This is a genomic window from Parvularcula lutaonensis (assembly GCF_014651915.1).
GTDB lineage: Bacteria > Pseudomonadota > Alphaproteobacteria > Caulobacterales > Parvularculaceae > Parvularcula > Parvularcula lutaonensis.
Genome location: NZ_BMXU01000002.1, coordinates 934,015 through 949,742, shown reverse-complemented (window position 1 = coordinate 949,742; position 15,728 = coordinate 934,015). Strand labels below are relative to the sequence as shown.

At 64.1% G+C, this 15,728-nt stretch carries 18 protein-coding genes and 2 riboswitches; of the genes, 10 read left to right on the top strand and 8 right to left on the bottom strand.

What is annotated here, in order from left to right; translation table 11 throughout:
• Positions 1-30: 30 nt before the first annotated feature.
• The 4 genes from IE053_RS13030 to IE053_RS13015 form a co-directional block, all read right to left on the bottom strand.
• Positions 31-1,401, bottom strand: coding sequence for an MATE family efflux transporter (locus IE053_RS13030; RefSeq protein ID WP_189576664.1), 1,371 nt, complete (start codon positions 1,399-1,401; stop codon positions 31-33).
• Positions 1,402-1,410: 9 nt separating this feature from the next.
• Entirely contained in the window at positions 1,411-1,629 is a 219-nt protein-coding gene (gene rpmE, locus IE053_RS13025; protein ID WP_189576662.1) for a 50S ribosomal protein L31, read from the bottom strand.
• A 108-nt stretch (positions 1,630-1,737) separates the two neighbouring features.
• Positions 1,738-2,505, bottom strand: coding sequence for a hypothetical protein (locus IE053_RS13020; RefSeq protein WP_189576660.1), 768 nt, complete (start codon positions 2,503-2,505; stop codon positions 1,738-1,740).
• A 1-nt stretch (position 2,506) separates the two neighbouring features.
• Positions 2,507-3,526 (bottom strand): amidohydrolase family protein, encoded by a 1,020-nt coding sequence (locus IE053_RS13015; protein WP_189576658.1) that lies wholly within the window; start codon positions 3,524-3,526, stop codon positions 2,507-2,509.
• 97 nt (positions 3,527-3,623) lie between these two features.
• On the opposite strand from IE053_RS13015, the gene IE053_RS13010 reads away from it, so the two are divergent.
• The 4 genes from IE053_RS13010 to IE053_RS12995 all read left to right on the top strand — a co-directional run bounded on the left by IE053_RS13010 (position 3,624) and on the right by IE053_RS12995 (position 9,407).
• Positions 3,624-4,673 carry a YihY/virulence factor BrkB family protein gene (locus tag IE053_RS13010; protein ID WP_189576656.1) on the top strand — a complete coding sequence of 350 codons (1,050 nt, stop codon included), beginning with the start codon at positions 3,624-3,626 and terminating at the stop codon, positions 4,671-4,673.
• A gap of 95 nt (positions 4,674-4,768) precedes the next feature.
• Complete coding sequence (locus IE053_RS13005) at positions 4,769-5,827, top strand: SMP-30/gluconolactonase/LRE family protein (RefSeq protein WP_189576654.1); 1,059 nt, start codon at positions 4,769-4,771, stop codon at positions 5,825-5,827.
• Between the two features lie 67 nt (positions 5,828-5,894).
• Positions 5,895-7,271, top strand: coding sequence for a threonine synthase (gene thrC, locus IE053_RS13000; RefSeq protein WP_189576652.1), 1,377 nt, complete (start codon positions 5,895-5,897; stop codon positions 7,269-7,271).
• A gap of 96 nt (positions 7,272-7,367) precedes the next feature.
• Positions 7,368-9,407: a hypothetical protein gene (locus IE053_RS12995; RefSeq protein ID WP_189576650.1), complete on the top strand. Its 2,040-nt coding sequence runs from the start codon at positions 7,368-7,370 to the stop codon at positions 9,405-9,407.
• A gap of 8 nt (positions 9,408-9,415) precedes the next feature.
• On the opposite strand, the gene IE053_RS12990 is transcribed toward IE053_RS12995, so the two are convergent.
• Positions 9,416-10,018, bottom strand: coding sequence for a YqgE/AlgH family protein (locus IE053_RS12990; RefSeq protein ID WP_189576648.1), 603 nt, complete (start codon positions 10,016-10,018; stop codon positions 9,416-9,418).
• Between the two features lie 157 nt (positions 10,019-10,175).
• Here IE053_RS12990 and IE053_RS12985 point away from each other — a divergent pair, with 157 nt between their 5' ends.
• Positions 10,176-10,652 (top strand): peroxiredoxin, encoded by a 477-nt coding sequence (locus IE053_RS12985; RefSeq protein WP_189576646.1) that lies wholly within the window; start codon positions 10,176-10,178, stop codon positions 10,650-10,652.
• A gap of 65 nt (positions 10,653-10,717) precedes the next feature.
• Positions 10,718-10,945: a hypothetical protein gene (locus IE053_RS12980; protein WP_189576644.1), complete on the top strand. Its 228-nt coding sequence runs from the start codon at positions 10,718-10,720 to the stop codon at positions 10,943-10,945.
• A 179-nt stretch (positions 10,946-11,124) separates the two neighbouring features.
• Here IE053_RS12980 and IE053_RS12975 read toward each other — a convergent pair whose 3' ends face one another.
• From IE053_RS12975 to IE053_RS12965, 3 genes are read right to left on the bottom strand one after another with little or no spacing between them, the layout of a single operon-like run.
• Entirely contained in the window at positions 11,125-11,367 is a 243-nt protein-coding gene (locus IE053_RS12975) for a DUF4170 domain-containing protein (protein WP_189576642.1), read from the bottom strand.
• Positions 11,368-11,376: 9 nt separating this feature from the next.
• Positions 11,377-12,216, bottom strand: coding sequence for an inositol monophosphatase family protein (locus IE053_RS12970; RefSeq protein WP_189576640.1), 840 nt, complete (start codon positions 12,214-12,216; stop codon positions 11,377-11,379).
• Complete coding sequence (locus IE053_RS12965) at positions 12,203-13,543, bottom strand: TldD/PmbA family protein (RefSeq protein ID WP_189576638.1); 1,341 nt, start codon at positions 13,541-13,543, stop codon at positions 12,203-12,205. The genes IE053_RS12970 and IE053_RS12965 overlap by 14 nt, the downstream gene beginning before the upstream one ends.
• Before the next feature lie 89 nt (positions 13,544-13,632).
• Positions 13,633-13,723: riboswitch (glycine riboswitch) on the top strand.
• A riboswitch (glycine riboswitch) is annotated at positions 13,724-13,834 on the top strand.
• 39 nt (positions 13,835-13,873) lie between these two features.
• On the opposite strand from IE053_RS12965, the gene gcvT reads away from it, so the two are divergent.
• Genes gcvT through IE053_RS12945 form a run of 4 tightly spaced genes read left to right on the top strand, consistent with a single transcriptional unit; the run spans position 13,874 to position 15,701 of the window.
• Complete coding sequence (gcvT, locus tag IE053_RS12960) at positions 13,874-15,016, top strand: glycine cleavage system aminomethyltransferase GcvT (protein WP_189576636.1); 1,143 nt, start codon at positions 13,874-13,876, stop codon at positions 15,014-15,016.
• Positions 15,013-15,384: a glycine cleavage system protein GcvH gene (gcvH, locus tag IE053_RS12955; RefSeq protein ID WP_189576634.1), complete on the top strand. Its 372-nt coding sequence runs from the start codon at positions 15,013-15,015 to the stop codon at positions 15,382-15,384. The genes gcvT and gcvH overlap by 4 nt, the downstream gene beginning before the upstream one ends.
• Positions 15,377-15,568 (top strand): hypothetical protein, encoded by a 192-nt coding sequence (locus IE053_RS12950; protein WP_189576632.1) that lies wholly within the window; start codon positions 15,377-15,379, stop codon positions 15,566-15,568. Before gcvH ends, IE053_RS12950 begins: the two co-directional genes overlap by 8 nt.
• Positions 15,561-15,701: a hypothetical protein gene (locus IE053_RS12945; RefSeq protein WP_189576630.1), complete on the top strand. Its 141-nt coding sequence runs from the start codon at positions 15,561-15,563 to the stop codon at positions 15,699-15,701. The genes IE053_RS12950 and IE053_RS12945 overlap by 8 nt, the downstream gene beginning before the upstream one ends.
• Positions 15,702-15,728: the final 27 nt, after the last annotated feature.

Genomic DNA, 15,728 nt, shown 5'->3' with positions numbered 1-15,728 from the left:
CCATCCATTTAAGCAAGTCCATGCGTGGTTTCACGCATGTTGCGGTGTCGCGGTCAGGGACGTGAAACCCGGCCAAAGCAGGACCAGCCCAACGCCCCGCGCAATCATGAAAAGCAGGAAGGCTGCCCAGAGGCCATGATTTGCGAAGACCGGGATCAGCACGAAGGCCGCGGTGACATAGACGGCTCCGGAGGCGGCCATCGTATTCCTGAGCGCAGCGCCCCGCGTCGCGCCGATATAGACGCCATCAAGGTGGAACGCGATGGCGACGGCGAGCGGAGAGGCGATGACCCAAGGGTAGTAGTGCATTGCTTCTTCGGCCAGCGCCGCATTGCCTTCGCCCTTGCCGATGGCGATGCCGAGGATCTGGTCTCCGAACAGGCTCAGGACAAGGAGCAGCGCGAGGGTCAGCATCGCCGTCAGTTCAGCGGTCTTCTGCCACGCCGCGCGGAACAACTCTCGTTTGCTCTTGCCTGCGCCGAGGGCCTGGCCGACCAGGGTTTCCGCCGCGATGGCCGCTCCGTCGAGGAGGAGGGTCGCCGTCAGCACGATGTTCAGCAGCACATGATTCGCTGCAACAGTGAGGTCTCCGAACCCCGCGCCGAGGCGCGTGAAGCTGGCGATGACGAGGGTGAGGATCGCTGTCCGGATGAAGATGTCGAGATTGAGCGAGATCACAGCGCTCGCGCCCTCACGGACCTTGGAGAGGCTCCACCCTGTCTTCAGCCCGCCGCGCTTCGTCAGGACGAAGGATGCCGAGGCGCATGCGATCAGGAAACCGGAAAGCTCGGAAAGGGCTGTGGCCGCGGCCAGCCCGGCAATCCCCTGATCGAGGCCGAGGACGAAGATGATGCTGAGCACCGCGTTGATCGCAGCGGTGGATATGGTGACGAGCATGAGGAGCCCGGTGCGGCCCTGTCCGGTGAACCAGCCGAGCATCGCCGTGGTGGTCAGGGCAAGCGGGGCGGCGAGCAGGCGAATGCCGAGATAGGTCCGCATCGCCTCGCCTGCCCTTGCTGAGGCTTCGGAGCTTTCGACCAGCAACCAATGGGCGCCCGCAATAACCAGGGGCGAGAGGAGAAGCAGGATCAGTCCGATGGCGAAGCCTAGCCCCGCGCCTTGGACGAGGTGGGCCCGCAGCCTCGGCTCGTCATTCGCGCCGATGGCTTGGGCCGCGAGGCCCGAAAGGCTCATCCGCAGGAAGCCGAAGGTCCAGTAGAGGACTGAAATAACGGCGCCGGCGAGCGAAGCTCCAGCCAGCGCATAGGTTTCAGCACCGCGCGCGAGCACGGCGATATCGATCAGGCCGAGAAGGGGGGTGACGATCGCAGCCAGACTGGCTGGCCAGGCGATCGCGAAGGCCGAACGGAGGGTCGCCGGCTTCGGCGCGGCTCCCTCCACGGCGGGGTCTTAGAGACCGAAGTTGCCGAACTTCGACTTGAACTTCGAAACGCGGCCCTTGTCGGAGATCTTGGCAGGGCCACCGGTCCATGCCGGATGGCTGGTCGGATCGATGTCGAGATTGAGTTTCGCGCCTTCCGAACCGTAGGTCGAACGGGTCTGGAACGTCGTGCCGTCAGTCATGGTGACGGTGATGAAGTGGTAGTCCGGGTGAATGTCTTTTTTCATCGGTCGGTCGCCTTCAAGCGGGTAATCCAAGAACGGCGGCGGCTAGCTTAGGTTCGCTTCTCTGACAAGACCCGAATTGCCCGGAAACGCCCGCGAAAGCCGGCTCGTTCAGCCCGGAGGAGCCGTGCCGTAGGCGTTACCTATCAGGACGATCCCGGCGATCTGTGCACCGACGCTCGTGAGCACGTTCAGGCTGACGATGACGAACGCCAGGAGCGCCGCGCGCCATAGCTTCGCCCAGCGTCCAATCCGGCAGATCGCGCCGCGATAGGCGGTCTGGAAATCGATCAACATCGTGACGATCGCAAGACCCACTCCGTAAAGGGTCAGCAGCCCACTGGGCGTTACCATCATCAACGTCATGAAGACCGGCATGAGGCTTGTGCTCGGCACGATGACGGCGAAGAGCTTCCGTTGCCTCAGTGCGATCGGCGTCCGCTCTCCCCAGAAGGGGAACAGCACTGTCAGCAGCACCATGGTGATGATCTGAAGGATCGGAATGGCCCCGAAGATGCCGAGCACGGCTTCTTGCCCGACATCGCGATAGGTCATGCCCTCGGGGAGGACGAGGTGCGCTGCCTCGAACCCGGCGGCATAGGCTTCGATCATCCCGTCATTGCCGCCGAGCCACCAAAATTTGAGGGCCGAATAGAGGGCGAAGAATGACAGCCAGAGCCTGATCGACGGGGTGTACCGGTCTTCAAGGTCCGGGGAACGGGCAGCCTCGAAGTACCGGGCGGGATGACGCCACAGCACCGCCACGGTCTTCAGCCCCCGGACATTGAGTCCAAAAAGGTCCTCCAAGACGGTATCGAGCGAGAGCGACGCCTCTCTCTTCTTGGCGATCTCCCCAACCGGCGCGAGAGCGTTGGCCACGCTAGGGCTCCATGCGGAGGAAACGCGCGGCGTTGTCGTGGAGGATCATCTTTTTCTGCTCATAGGTCAGGAAGGGCGCGTCGTTGATGGCATTGATGCCCTCGTCGATGAGGCCGGGCCAGTTCATCTGGTCGGTTCCGTACATGATCCTGTCGACGAACCCGGCATCAACGAGACGCTTGAGGAATGCATGGTACTCCGCCCTCGTTGTCGCGATCTGCAGGACCCCGGTGTCGACATAGAGTTGCGGGAAGGCATAAAGCATCGCCAGAAGATCGTCGGTGAACGGCCATCCTGCGTGAATGGCATAGACGCGCAAGGTCGGGTGCCGCTTGAGGACCGGTTCCAGGCTCCGAGGGCTCTGCAGGACGAAGTCGGGATAGAGGTGCGGCGAGCCCGGCAGCCCGACGCCGATATGGATGCCGACCGGCACGTCCAGCTCGGCGGCCATCTGCCAGTAGGGTTCGAGAACCGGATCGTCGGCCTTGATCCCCCGGTACTGGGTCGTGATCTCGGCGAAGACCTCGAGGTCGCCATTGGCAAAGCCGGTGCGAAGCTGCTGCAGGCTGGGATCATCGGCTGATCCACCGAAAGCCGGGCCGGGAATGAAGAGGTCGGGCGCGGCGGCCATCCATTCCTTCCTCAGGGCTTCCGGGCCCGACAGGACACCGATTGCCTTGTTCCGCCGGAGCGCTTCGATCGTGCTGTCGCGGACTTCGGCATCCGTCATCGCGCCGACGATTGCATCGCCGCCGCAGAAATCACTGAAGCCGCGCGCAACGAATGCCCGCGGCCAGGGATCCCTCGGATCGTAGCGGGCATCGGCAGCAAGCCCTGCGCAAACCTTCTGGCCCGGCGGCCCGTTCCCATTCGCCCTGAACGCATGGAGGTGCATGTCGATGATCGGGCCGTCATACCGTGCTGCGGGGACCGCAGCGTCCGGCACGGCCGCGCAAGCCGCGAGCAGCATCCCCAGCGCCGCCGATAGCCATGTTTTCGCCATGACGAGTCTCTCCCTCATGGCGGGCATACGGGAACTTGCCGCCATCTCGAACGCTCTCGCGCAGTTCCGAGGGACTCCCGCGGAACCTCTCACGCTGCGCTGCCGTTGCCGCAACATGAGCGAGCACTGTGATCCGGAGGGCATCGAACTCGGCAAGGGGCGCGGCCGCAAGGCGGCTGTCCCTTGGGCTATCCCTCCAAAGGGGTGGATAGACATTGCGCTCAGGTTCTGGCGGGGCTTCAACTCCGACAACCTGACCCTCGTGGCCGCTGGGGTGGCCTATTACACGCTTCTTGCGCTCTTTCCCGGCATCGTTCTCTTCGTGTCGATCTACGGGCTCGTCACTGACCCGATCAACGCGGCCGAAGACGCCAGGGCGATCTCCAGCGTTCTGCCGCCGCTCGCCGCGGAGTTCGTTTACGAGGAGATGCGCCGGGTCGCGTCGGCAGGGACGGGAGGGCTCTCACTGGTCTCCCTCGTCAGCCTGCTCGTTGCGCTTTTCGGCGCGGGGCGGGCCATCAAGTCGATGTTCCAGGCCCTGAATGTCGCCTATGGCGAAAGCGAGGACCGCAATCTTCTCAAAATCAACGCGCTTGGCTTTGTTTTCACCTTGGGGTTCATCGTCGCTGGCGCCATCGTCCTCGCCCTTGTGGTGGCCTTGCCAGCAGCGCTCAAGGCGCTCCACCTCCCCTTGAAGACGGAGACGCTGATTTCGTTTGCCCGTTGGCCCGTGCTGTTCTTTGGCATGGTTGCAGCGACGTCGCTCCTTTACCGAATCGGCCCGTCCCGCCGGGATCCGCAGTTCCGCTGGGTCTCTGTCGGTGCCGTGGCGTCATCGATCCTGTGGCTGCTGGTCAGCTGGGGGATCAGCTTCTACGCCTCGAACATCACCGATTTCAGTGGCACTTACGGCGCATTCGGAGCGATCATCCTGCTGCAGACCTGGCTCTGGGCGACGGCGCTGGTGATTCTCATCGGCGCCAAGATCAATGCCGAGATCGAACACCAGACCGCCTGCGACAGCACGATAGGCCCCGACCGCCCGATTGGTGAGCGTGGCGCGTGGGTTGCTGACGAGCTCGGCAGGCGATTCGGTCCGGCTGCATCCGACAAGGCGCCGGAAAGCGCGCGGTTGCTGGATGACGGGGCTCCTCCCACAACCTGAGCGAGACTTAACAAGATAACACCTCTGTCAAGACTTGCGTGAAACGTGGCGTGGCTCTTGAAAGGAGGCTGAGGGCAGCTCTCTGGGTGGGATCGATGCGGCTTTTCATGCCAATGGTTTTTGTGGTGGCGGCGGGCACCCTCGCGACCGCTGTGGCAACCATCTGGCTCGGCTATGTCTTCCATCAATTCGAGGAGTTCCCCGCCGAGGGGGACCTGACCTGTACACCGGTGGTCGGGATCACTGGGGCTTCCGACATTGCGCCGATCCCGAATCGGAACGTCGCGTTTCTCTCGGTCCACGACCAGCGCGGCAAGGCCGAGCGCGGCGGCATTGTCCGCTTCGATCTCGATGACCCCCTTGATGACAGTTCCTGGCGTGACCGCACGGGCGGTCGTCCGCGCGCCTTCGTGCCCGGCGGCATCGACCTTTGGGAGGAGCGCCTGCCGAGCGGACAGCTCCGCCATCGGCTTTTCGTGGTGAACCATGAAGGGCCGGAGGTCCTCATCTTCGACGTTGATGCGCAGGGTGACCTGACGCTGGCGGAGCGGTTCTCCGACCCGCGCCTGACCAGCCCGAACGACGTCGTCGCGACGGGCCCGCAGAGCTTCTACGTCACCAATGACACCTCGGCAGGACGAGACACGTGGCGCGGCCGTGCGGATTTCCTTGCAGGCCTGCCGACGGGTCAGATCTTCCATTATGACGGCAACAGCTGGGCCGTGATGGCGGACGGTCTCCAGTGGCCGAACGGGCTGGCGCTCTCGCGTGATGGCGATCGCCTCTACGTCGCCGAAATGCGGGCCGAGTCGGTGCGCAGCTTCGACCGTGACCCGGCGACGGACCGTCTCGAGCAGTCAGGACGCATCGCGCTGGGTTCATTCCCGAACAATCTCTCCGTGGACGAACAGGACCGGCTCCTCATTGGCTCGGTTCCCCAGCCCTTCGCGTTCAAGGCCTTCACCGAAAGCCTTCGCGACAATGCGCCGAGCCAGGTCCTGCGGGTCGAAGGCGGCGAGACAGAGGTGCTCTTCCAGGACACGGGCCGCGAAATTTCCGCCGCGACAGCTGCGAGCATTGTCGGCAACCGGACCGTGATCGGATCGGCGGCTGACGAGAAGTTCCTGATGTGCCGGGCACCGGCGGCGGGCTGATCTGGGGCTTTGCCCTTTCTGCAGTGCAGCGTAGTCTGGCCTCCTGACGCAGGATTCAGGGCTCTCGATGAAATATATCTCCACCCGCGGCGCTTCACCTGAAGCGAACTTCGACACGGTCCTCAGGAAGGCCCTTGCCCCGGACGGCGGTCTCTATCTCCCGAAGAGCTGGCCGGGGCCTCGCGACTGGCGCGCGATGAAGGGCGCAAGCTTCCCCGAGATCGCAGCGGAGGTCCTGCACCTGTTCGCTGGCGACGAGATGAGCCGCGAGGAAGCAGGCAGGCTCACCGAAGAAGCCTTTGCAACGTTCCGGCATCCCGACGTCACCCCTGTCGTCGATCTTGGCGGCGAGAAGGTGATGGAGCTGTTCCACGGCCCGACGCTCGCCTTCAAGGATGTGGCGATGCAGCTCATCGCCCGCCTGTTCGAGCGGAGCCTCGAGAAGAGCGGCGGGGCGATGACCGTCGTCGTGGCCACCTCCGGGGATACTGGCGGAGCCGCCGTCTCCGCGCTTGCCAACCGGGAGCACCTGTCGATCTGCGCCCTTCACCCGCATGAGCGGATCTCGGGTGTCCAGCGCCGCTTCATGACCACGAGCGGCGCGCCGAATGTCCTGAATCTCGCTGTCGAAGGTACGTTCGACGATTGCCAGGCGATCGTGAAAGAGCTTTTCGCCGACCGGGACTTTGCCGCGGAGGTCTCCCTTGGAGGGGTCAACTCGATCAACTGGGCCCGCATCACGGCGCAGGTCAGCTACTACATCTGGGCGTGTCTGGCGGTCGAAGGAGACGATATCCATTTCTCCGTCCCCACCGGGAATTTCGGCGATGTCTTTGCAGGCTGGGTCGCCAAGAAGCTCGGCGCGCCGGTGGGCAAGCTCATCATCGCCGTCAACGAGAACGACATTCTCGACCGCGCGCTCCGGGTCGGGATCTACGAGAAGCGGGGGGTCCTGCCGACCTCGTCGCCTTCCATGGATATCGAGATCGCCAGCAATTTCGAGCGTGCGATCTTCGAAGCTTCCGGACGGAACGCCGAGATGACCGCGGACCTCATGGCGTGCCTGCGCGAGACGGACCGCTTCCGCCTGAGTAAAGAGCTCCGGGCGGAACTTGCGAAGGATTTCGTGTCCTACAAGGCGGGGGAGCCCGAAGTCCGGGCCGTGATGGCGGTCTTCGCCGCCCATTACGGCACGCTGCTCGACCCGCACACGGCGATCGGCATCCACGGCGCGCGCCGGGCGAGGGAGGATGCACTCGAAGGGCCGATCGTGACGCTCGCCACGGCGCACCCGGCGAAATTCCCGGAAGCCGTCGCCGCCGCGACCGGAAAGACGCCTGATCTCCCGGTGTCATCGGAGCAGCTGTTCTCGCAAGACGAGGTCTTCAGCGTCGTGCCCTCCGACACAGCCGCGGTGAAGGAAGCGCTGCGCGGCCTGAAATAGGTTTCGTTAACAGATCCTTGGCGTCAATCTTGCGTTTCGAGAGTTTCTGGCTCAATTCTGTCCCTCTGGGGCAATATAACGAAAGATGGATGCGGTATGGGCGATCTGGGCAACGCCTTCTCATTTGACCGCTACGCGGACCTTCTGGCGCGTCGGGCGGCGATGGACCCTTCGGGTTTCTCGACGGTGGAGACAGCGACTCTGGGCGCGCTGGCAGTGGGGGCTCTCGGGCTGTTCGTCCTGATCTTCGCGCGCCGGTCGGGGACCGCTGCCGCCGGCTTTGCGCTTGTTGTCCTGACCGCTCTTTCCGAGGCCGTGCTGTTCGGCGGGCTCGACTTCGTCACGCCGGGCACCAAGACGCTGATCGGCTCGCTGACGGCGTCCGCGCTCCTGCTCTTCGTTAATGCCGTCCTTCATACCGGACGGGAAAACCTGCTGGTCGCGGGGATTTCGGCGGTCGTGATCGGGATCCTCCTCAGCCTTGGCGGCGCGACGGTTGCCGGCTTCGGCTACGCTGCAGAGGCGCAGCTCGCCATGCTCGCGGCAACCGCTCTGTCTGCAGGGCTCCTGGTCTTCGCCATGGTTCGCGACCCGCGCGGCAAGGCATTCCTTGGTCTCAGCGTGCTCCTTGCGATCCTTGCTTCGCTGCTGATGATCGATCCGGTAGCCGGCAGCCTTCAAAGCATGATGCCGGTGGTCACGCCGATCGTGGCCGTGGCTGCGGGCATTCTCCTCGCGACGCTTTCCGCGCCGTTTGTCGCTGACGACATCCGAGTGCCGTCGCGCAGCGAACGGCGCGCGGCGGAGGCCGGTCAGTACCGGCCGGTCTCGCTCTTCAATGACGACGGGTCTGTGTTCGACGATGTGCAGCGCAGCCCCCGCGCGCGTGAGCCTCGGGAGCGCCCCGAGCCGCGCTTCAGTCGGCATGAGAGCCAGCCTGCGCAAGCCTTCGACGCGCCACCGACCTTCCCGCAGGAGCCTTACGAACCTGCTGCCTTCGAAGCGGCAGCCGCTGCGACCGCAGCGGGTTACGCCGAAAGCGGTGACCCGGTTTCGAACTACTGGCATCAGGACCCGGCAGGCGCCGTCCTCGAGGCTGAACATGACGAATACATCTGGGACGCGCTGGCCCAGCCCGAGGTGCGGGCAGGGGACGACGTCCTCCGCGCGCTGCATGTGCAGCGTGCGGATGATCTCACCCCGGAAGGCCTGCGCAGCCGTCTTGCGCCCGAGGCCCTGCGCCTGTTTGACGAGGAAGTGCTCGGCGGTTCCGATCCCGTTTCCGGGCCTTTCGACGTGACGCTCCAGACCGGCGATGCCCGGTTCCAATTCCGCGGTCGCCGCCAGGTCGACCACGACGGCGTCCTCATGCGCCTCGATGCGGCCGTGACGGGCATCCAGCCGCTTTCCGCCGACCAGCCCGCGCAGCTGGAGGCTCCGTCCTACGCCGATGTGCCGTCCCATTTCCGGCCGGTTGCACTCCTCCGTGACCAGACGATCTCGGGTTTCGAAATCGGCATGCCGCCGGGACCGCTTTCCGAGGACGTGGTCAAGGAGACCATCGATGAAGCGGCCTCGATCCTGAAAGACCTCATGCAGGCTGGCGAGGTGAAGGGCCCGTTCGCCATTCTCGATGCATCCGCCCTCGACCTGCGCCCTGGCCAGATTGCCGCTGCTGTCGGCAAGGCCGTGCGGGTGCATGAGCTGCCGCGCGGCGCGCTGCTGGTGGGTGTCCGTCTGCCTGCGAACAAGGACATGAAGTCCTTCGCGCTCATGGCTGATGATATCCGCAAGGCAGGGGGCGGCATTGCTTTCATCGTTGATGATCCCCGCGCCCGTCCGGTGAAAGGCATCCAGCCGCAGATGGTCTGGGTCGATGCGAGCGACGTGATGACCCGGAAGCGTGGCCGGAAATCAGCGATCGACGCCATCGCGCGGAAGTTCGAAGCCCCCGTCCTCGTCCGTGAGCTTCGCGATCCGGAGGATGCATCGGACGCCCGTGAGGACGGCGCGCTCTTCGGTGTCGGCAATGCCTTCCGTGCGCTGCATATCCCGCTTCCGGAACAGCGCGGCCATGGCAGCCTCGCCGCACCGCGCGGCGGGGTGTCCTCTCTCCGGGCCAACGGCCTGCGATAGCGAAGGGGTCAGTTCGGCCTGATGACCGGGCTGTCCTGCCCTGCGAACAGGGCCGGATCGCTGATACCGAGGTGTTTCAGCGCCTCGTCCCATGCATCGGCTGGCCCGCCGAAGACTCGGTCTTCAGTCGCATCGATGCTCAGCCAGTCGTTGCGCTTGATTTCGTTCTCGAGCTGGCCACCGTCCCAACCGGCATGGCCCATCACCAGGCGCCATTTCTCCGGCGCGCGGTCGGAGGTGCATATCGCCTCGAGCGCGTCCTTGGTTGCGGTCAGTCCGATATTCGGACCGATGACCACGGTTTCGTCCTGCTTGAAATCGAGGGTATGGAGCACCGCGCCGCGCTGCAGGTCCACGGGACCACCGAAGAACACCGGCGCCCGCTCGGCACTCTCGTCAGCGTCAATATCCATTTGCGAGACGACTTCCGCCACGGTGATCCCGCTCATCGGTTTGTTGACGACGACGCCGAAGGCATGCTCGTCGTCATGGCTGCAGATCAGGCAAACGGCTTGCTCGAAAGGCGTATCGGCCAGATGCGGCATCGCAACGATCAATTTGCCGACAAAACCCTTGCTCAGGTCGATGGAGGGGATCGTTGAATGGGCCATGATATCGAATTAGCCCGCTGGCGGGCGGGTTCCATGCGACAACTTTCACGCTTCAGCGTCTTGGCGGATTGCAGGCCGGGGGCTTGTTCCCGAGAGCGGCTGGGCGCATTCGAACGCCAACGCAACAACTCGCCAGATCCACGAGGAGAATGTCACGATGATCGAACCAGGACAGGCTATCCCTACCGTCCAGATCTTCGAAGCCACCGATGAGGGGCCCAAGCCGGTCACCACTGACGAAGTCTTCGGCGGCAAGAAAACCGTCCTTTTCGCCGTTCCCGGTGCCTTCACGCCGACCTGCTCGGCACGGCATCTGCCTGGTTTCGTCGAAAAGATGGACGAATTCAAAGCCAAGGGCATCGACCAGATCGCCTGCATGTCCGTCAATGACGCCTTCGTCATGAAGGCTTGGGCTGACAGCGCGAACGCCGACGGCATCGTCATGCTGGCCGATGGCAACGCCGCCCTTACCGAAGCGCTCGGCCTCGAGATGGACGGTACGGCCTTTGGAATGGGCAAGCGTTGCCAGCGCTTTGCGATGATCCTTGACGGAACCAAGGTCGAGAAGATCTTCGTCGAGGAGCCGGGCGCCTTCGAGGTGAGCTCGGCCGAACACGTCCTCGCGAACCTGTAGCAAATCGTTCACCCTGCGACCTCAGGGCCTTTGCTTTTTCCGCGGTCTCTGCTCATCTATAACAGATGATCGCGGACATCACACGCCGCGAGGGTTCGGCCCTCGCCCACAGGCAGCGGCTGCAGGCTTTCTTCAGCTCGCTGGTGGTTTCGCTCGGCGCATTCCTCGCAGCCTTGGCTTTCGTTACGGCTGTCGTCGTCAGTCTGCCGCTCATGATCGCTGCGAGCGCCACCTACCAGCCGTCGAGCCGGAAGCGCCGTGGCTGGCAGGAGCTGGAACCGGTTGAGGCCTAGGTTTCCGGACCCAAAACGGCGAAGCGCGCCCTGAGGCGCGCTTTTTTATTGGCGGTTTCCAGATGAAGTCCGGCATGACTGCCTCACCACGCACGGAACACGCGACGCAAGTGCCAAGCGCTGACACAGCCGGCGCTCAAATAGCCGCGCGGCCAGCGGGGCGGTAGCGCCCAGCGAACTTAAAGAAGCCCGTCGCCGTCCGGGTCCAGGAACTCGTGCAGGTGGACGATGAAATACCGCGTATGAGCGCTGTCGACTGTGGCCTGCGCCTTGGCGCGCCAGGCTTTTTCCGCCTCGGCCTTGTTCGGGAAGATGCCCACGATGTCGAGCTTGTCGAGGTCGCGGAAGCGGGCTTCGCGGGGGCTGGTCAGCTCACCGCCGAAAACGAGGTGGAGGAGTTGCGGGGATTCGGTCTCGCTCATCGAAGTCTCTTATTTCTGGATGGAGCGCAGGTCAGCAGGGAGGTGCGACAGGCGCTGGATGACGTGCGGATAGAGGCCGGGTGCGGCGCACACAAGCCCCGGCTGTTCGGGTTTCGGTCTGTCGAACCGCAAAGGGCGCCCCAAGTGGTCGCTGACCTTCGCGCCTGCCTCTTCGGCAATCAGGGCGCCTGGTGCGGCATCCCAGTCCGCCTTGGGGACCAGGGCCAGCGTTCCGTCGAAGCGGCCCGCTGCGACGCCTGCCATCCGGTCGCTTGTCGAGTTGCGGTAGTGGATATCCATGGAGGGCCAGCGCTCGGGCCAGGCCGGGTGGTCGAACATTCTCTTCTGGGCGAGCATTCGGCACGCTTCGAGCCCTTCGCAATCGGACGCCGCGATCGGCTTGCCGTTGAGGGAGGCGCCCGCCCCCCGTGCCGCGGCGAAGATCTCGTCGCGGGCAGGGGCGTAGATCACCGACGCAATGACGTCCTTGCCTTCGGTGATGGCGAGGCAGACGGTGAAGCCGTCCTCGCCCTTCACGAAGGCCCGCGTTCCGTCGATGGGATCAACGATGATGGTCCGCTCCCGCTCCAGGCGTGACCGGTCGTCCGCGCATTCCTCGGAGAGCCACCCATAGTCGGCACGGGCACCGTGCAGCAGCACTTCCTTGAGGATCTGGTTTGCGCGGAGGTCAGCTTCCGAAACGGGGCTGTGGTCGTCCTTCGCCCAGACATCGAGGCTGACATCGCGCCACATCGGCATGATGGCGTGTCCAGCCTCCACCGCCGCGCCGATCAGGGCGTCGCGCTCGTTCTCGAATGTGGGCAGCGCATTGCGCTTAATTGCCAGCAATGGTCATCCGTTCGATCAGCAGGGTCGGCGCGTTGACCGAACCCTTGCGCTTGAGGTCGTTCCCGGCAGTGATCGAACCCCACATGTCGAGGAGGTTTCCGGCGATGGTGATCTCGCTGACGGGATAGGCGATCTCTCCATTCTCAATGGCAAAGCCTGAGCAACCGACAGAATAATCGCCCGTATTTCCATTAATTTGGGGCCCGAACATATCGGTGACAAGGAGACCATTGCCCGCATCCCTTATCAGCTCTTCCGGAGACTTGGTTCCTGGCAGGAGGTCGAGGTTCGACGGCCCGGAGGAGGGCGCACCGCCTGTTCCGCGCCGGGCCCGGCCATTGGTCTCGAGACCGAGCTGCCGCGCCTGGGCAGAGTTGAGGTACCACTGGGTCAGGACACCCTTGTCGATCAGGTCGAAGGGCTCGCAGGTCACGCCTTCGCCATCGAAGGGCTTCGAGCCGAAGCCCCGTTTCCGCAGCGGGTCATCCCGGACGATGATGGTCTCGGGGAAGAGGCGCTCGCCGAGTTTGTCCAGCAGGAACGAGGTCCTCCGCGCGATTGCCGCGCCATTGGCCGCGCTCGCCAGCGGACCCAGCAGGGAGGCGGCCAGCCGCTGCTCGAAAATGACCGGAGCCTGCTGGGACTTCATTTTCCGCGGGTTGAGGCGCCTCACAGTGCGCTCGCCCGCCTCTCGCCCGACATCGCGAGGATCACGCAGATCGGATAAGTGCACCGCCGCATCGCTCTCATAGTCCCGCTCCATCGCCGTGCCTTCACCAGCGAGGACGGAGACGCCGACCGAATGCGAACCGCCGTGCTTGCGGCCAAAAAAACCGTGCGACGTGGCGAAGAAGCTTTCGCCTGCCGAAACCGATGCTCCGGCTCCGGAGGAGTTGGTGACGCCTTCCACTGCACGCGCCGCATCCTCGCAGGCCTTGGCCCGCTCGGTCAGCTCTTCCGTCGTCGGCTCGTAGCCATCGGAGAGATCGAGGTCGGGGAAGGGCGGCTTGGCCAGCCGGTCCTCGGGGGCGAGGCCGGCATAGGGGTCGGACGGTGCGAGCCGTGCCATCTGCACGACCCGCTCGACCAGCGTGTCGAGGGCATCCTCCCGGAAGTTCGTCGAGCTCACCGACGCCTGCTTGTCGCCGATGAAGACCCGCAGGCCGAGGTCCTGGTTCTCCGACCGTTCAACCTCCTCTGTTTCGCCCAAGCGCACGGACACGTTGGACGACAGGCTTTTGTAGAGCAAAGCATCGGCGGCATCGGCGCCTTGGGCTTTGGCTTTGTCGAGGAGGGCGGTGAGAAGCTTCTCGGGATCTGCGCTCATAAGCTGCGGCCTAAAGGTGCTCTCACCCTCTGACAAGTTGACGTTCCGCCCAATCGCGGGCACTTCATGTCGGTGACGCATGGGCGTCGCGCTCCCCCGCGGGAGACATCGCACAACACCAGCGAGGCCGAAGGCGCAACCACCCCGGAAACGCTCAGGCAACAGGACCGCGGAGGGGCCGTAAAGGCTGGAAAAGGGCTGGCAGGCCCTGCCGAAGGAGCAAGTGGGACGTCCCGTCCTGCCGAATCTCTCAGGCGCTCTTGAAAAGAGGGCGAGGACAGCCGGGGCCGAAGCGGAGGATACCCCTCTCGCGATGGAGGCCTACGCCCTGTGAGTGATGATACGAAAAAACTGCCGCTGAACGATCTCCATGAAGAGCTCGGCGGAAAGATGGTGCCCTTTGCGGGCTACTCCATGCCCGTCCAGTTCCCGACCGGCGTCAAGGAAGAGCATCTCTGGGTGCGTGAGAACGCGGGCCTCTTCGACGTCAGCCACATGGGCCAGGCGTTCCTCTCGGTGGAAAGCGGCAACCATGGCGAGGTCGCGGGCCTCCTCGAAAAGCTCGTGCCGGGCGAGATCCAGAAGCTTGGCAAGGGCAGGATCCGCTACACGCTCCTGCTCAATGACGAAGGCGGCATTCTCGACGACCTGATGGTCACGCGCTTGCCGGAAAACCTGGATCGCGAGGGCCAGCTCTTCCTCGTCGTGAATGCGGCAGTGAAGGAGCAGGACTACAAATATATCGAAGAGCAGCTCGGGGATCGCGCCAAGCTGGAGGTGCTCGATCGCTGCCTCCTCGCCATTCAGGGTCCGAAGGCCCATGAGGTGATCGCAGGATTCGATCCTGAAGCGGCCGAAATGCCGTTCATGTCGGTGCGTGCTTCCAAGATCGACGGGGTGCCGGTCCTTCTCAGTCGCTGCGGCTACACCGGTGAGGACGGCTACGAGATCTCCGTCGCCAACGGGAATGCTGAGAAAATCGCGCGCCTTCTTCTCGATGACGAGCGGGTGAAGCCTATCGGCCTTGGCGCGCGGGACAGCTTGCGCCTCGAAGCGGGCCTCTGCCTCTACGGCCATGACATGAACCCGGAGATCTCGCCTGTCGGCGCAGCGCTGACTTTCGCCATCGGCAAGCGGCGCAGAGAAGAAGGCGGCTTTGCCGGCGCGGAACGCGTGCTCCGAGAACTGAACGAGGGCTGTAGCCCCATCCGTGTCGGCATCAAGCCGTCGGGCCGTGCGCCCGCTCGCGAAGGCGTCGAGATCAAGACTGCTGACGGCGAGACCATTGGCAAGGTGACCTCTGGCGGCTTCGGCCCGACGGTGGAAGGCCCGGTTGCCATGGGCTACGTTCCCGCTCAGTATGCGGAGGAGGGCACAGACATCATGCTCGACATCCGCGGCAAGCTTCATCCGGCGCAGGTGGTGCGCCTCCCCTTCATCGAACCGCGCTACTACCGAGGGCCCAAGAAATGACGACCAAGTTCACCAAAGACCACGAATGGATCCGCGTCGAAGGCGACACGGCCACTGTTGGCATCACCAAGCACGCCGCCGAACAGCTCGGCGATGTCGTGTTCGTCGAGCTGCCTGACGTCGGCAAGAGCTTCAGCCAGGGCGACGACATGGCAGTGGTTGAATCGGTCAAGGCAGCTTCGGACGTTTACGCACCAGTGTCCGGTGAAGTCATCGAGGTGAACCAGTCCATCGTCGATGCCCCGGAGGGCGTCAACGACGCGCCCGAAGGCGACGGCTGGTTCGTGAAACTCAAGCTTTCCGACCCTTCGCAACTCGACGGCCTGATGGACGAAGCTGCGTATAAAGAACACGTCGCGAATGCCTGAGAAGGAGCCCAAGTCCAACGCATGGCTCTTTGGCATGCCGACGGGCTTTGCCATTGGCGTGGGTCTCGCGACGGCTACGGACAACGTCGCGTTCGGGTTTGTCTGGGGTATCGGCCTCGGCGTAGTGGTGAGCCTGATCCTCAGGGCCGTCGCCAAGATCCCCGGCGGGCCAAGAAATGAATAGAACGCCTGCGATCGCCATCGCCATTGCCGTCGGCACAGGCGTTGGGGTCGCTCTCAACGACTGGGTCGTCGGCCTCGGGACGGGTGCGGCGATAGCGATATTGCTCCTGCTGTTCAGCAGGCTGAAGAAATAAGCAGCGTCGATCCGGAACGCCGACAGC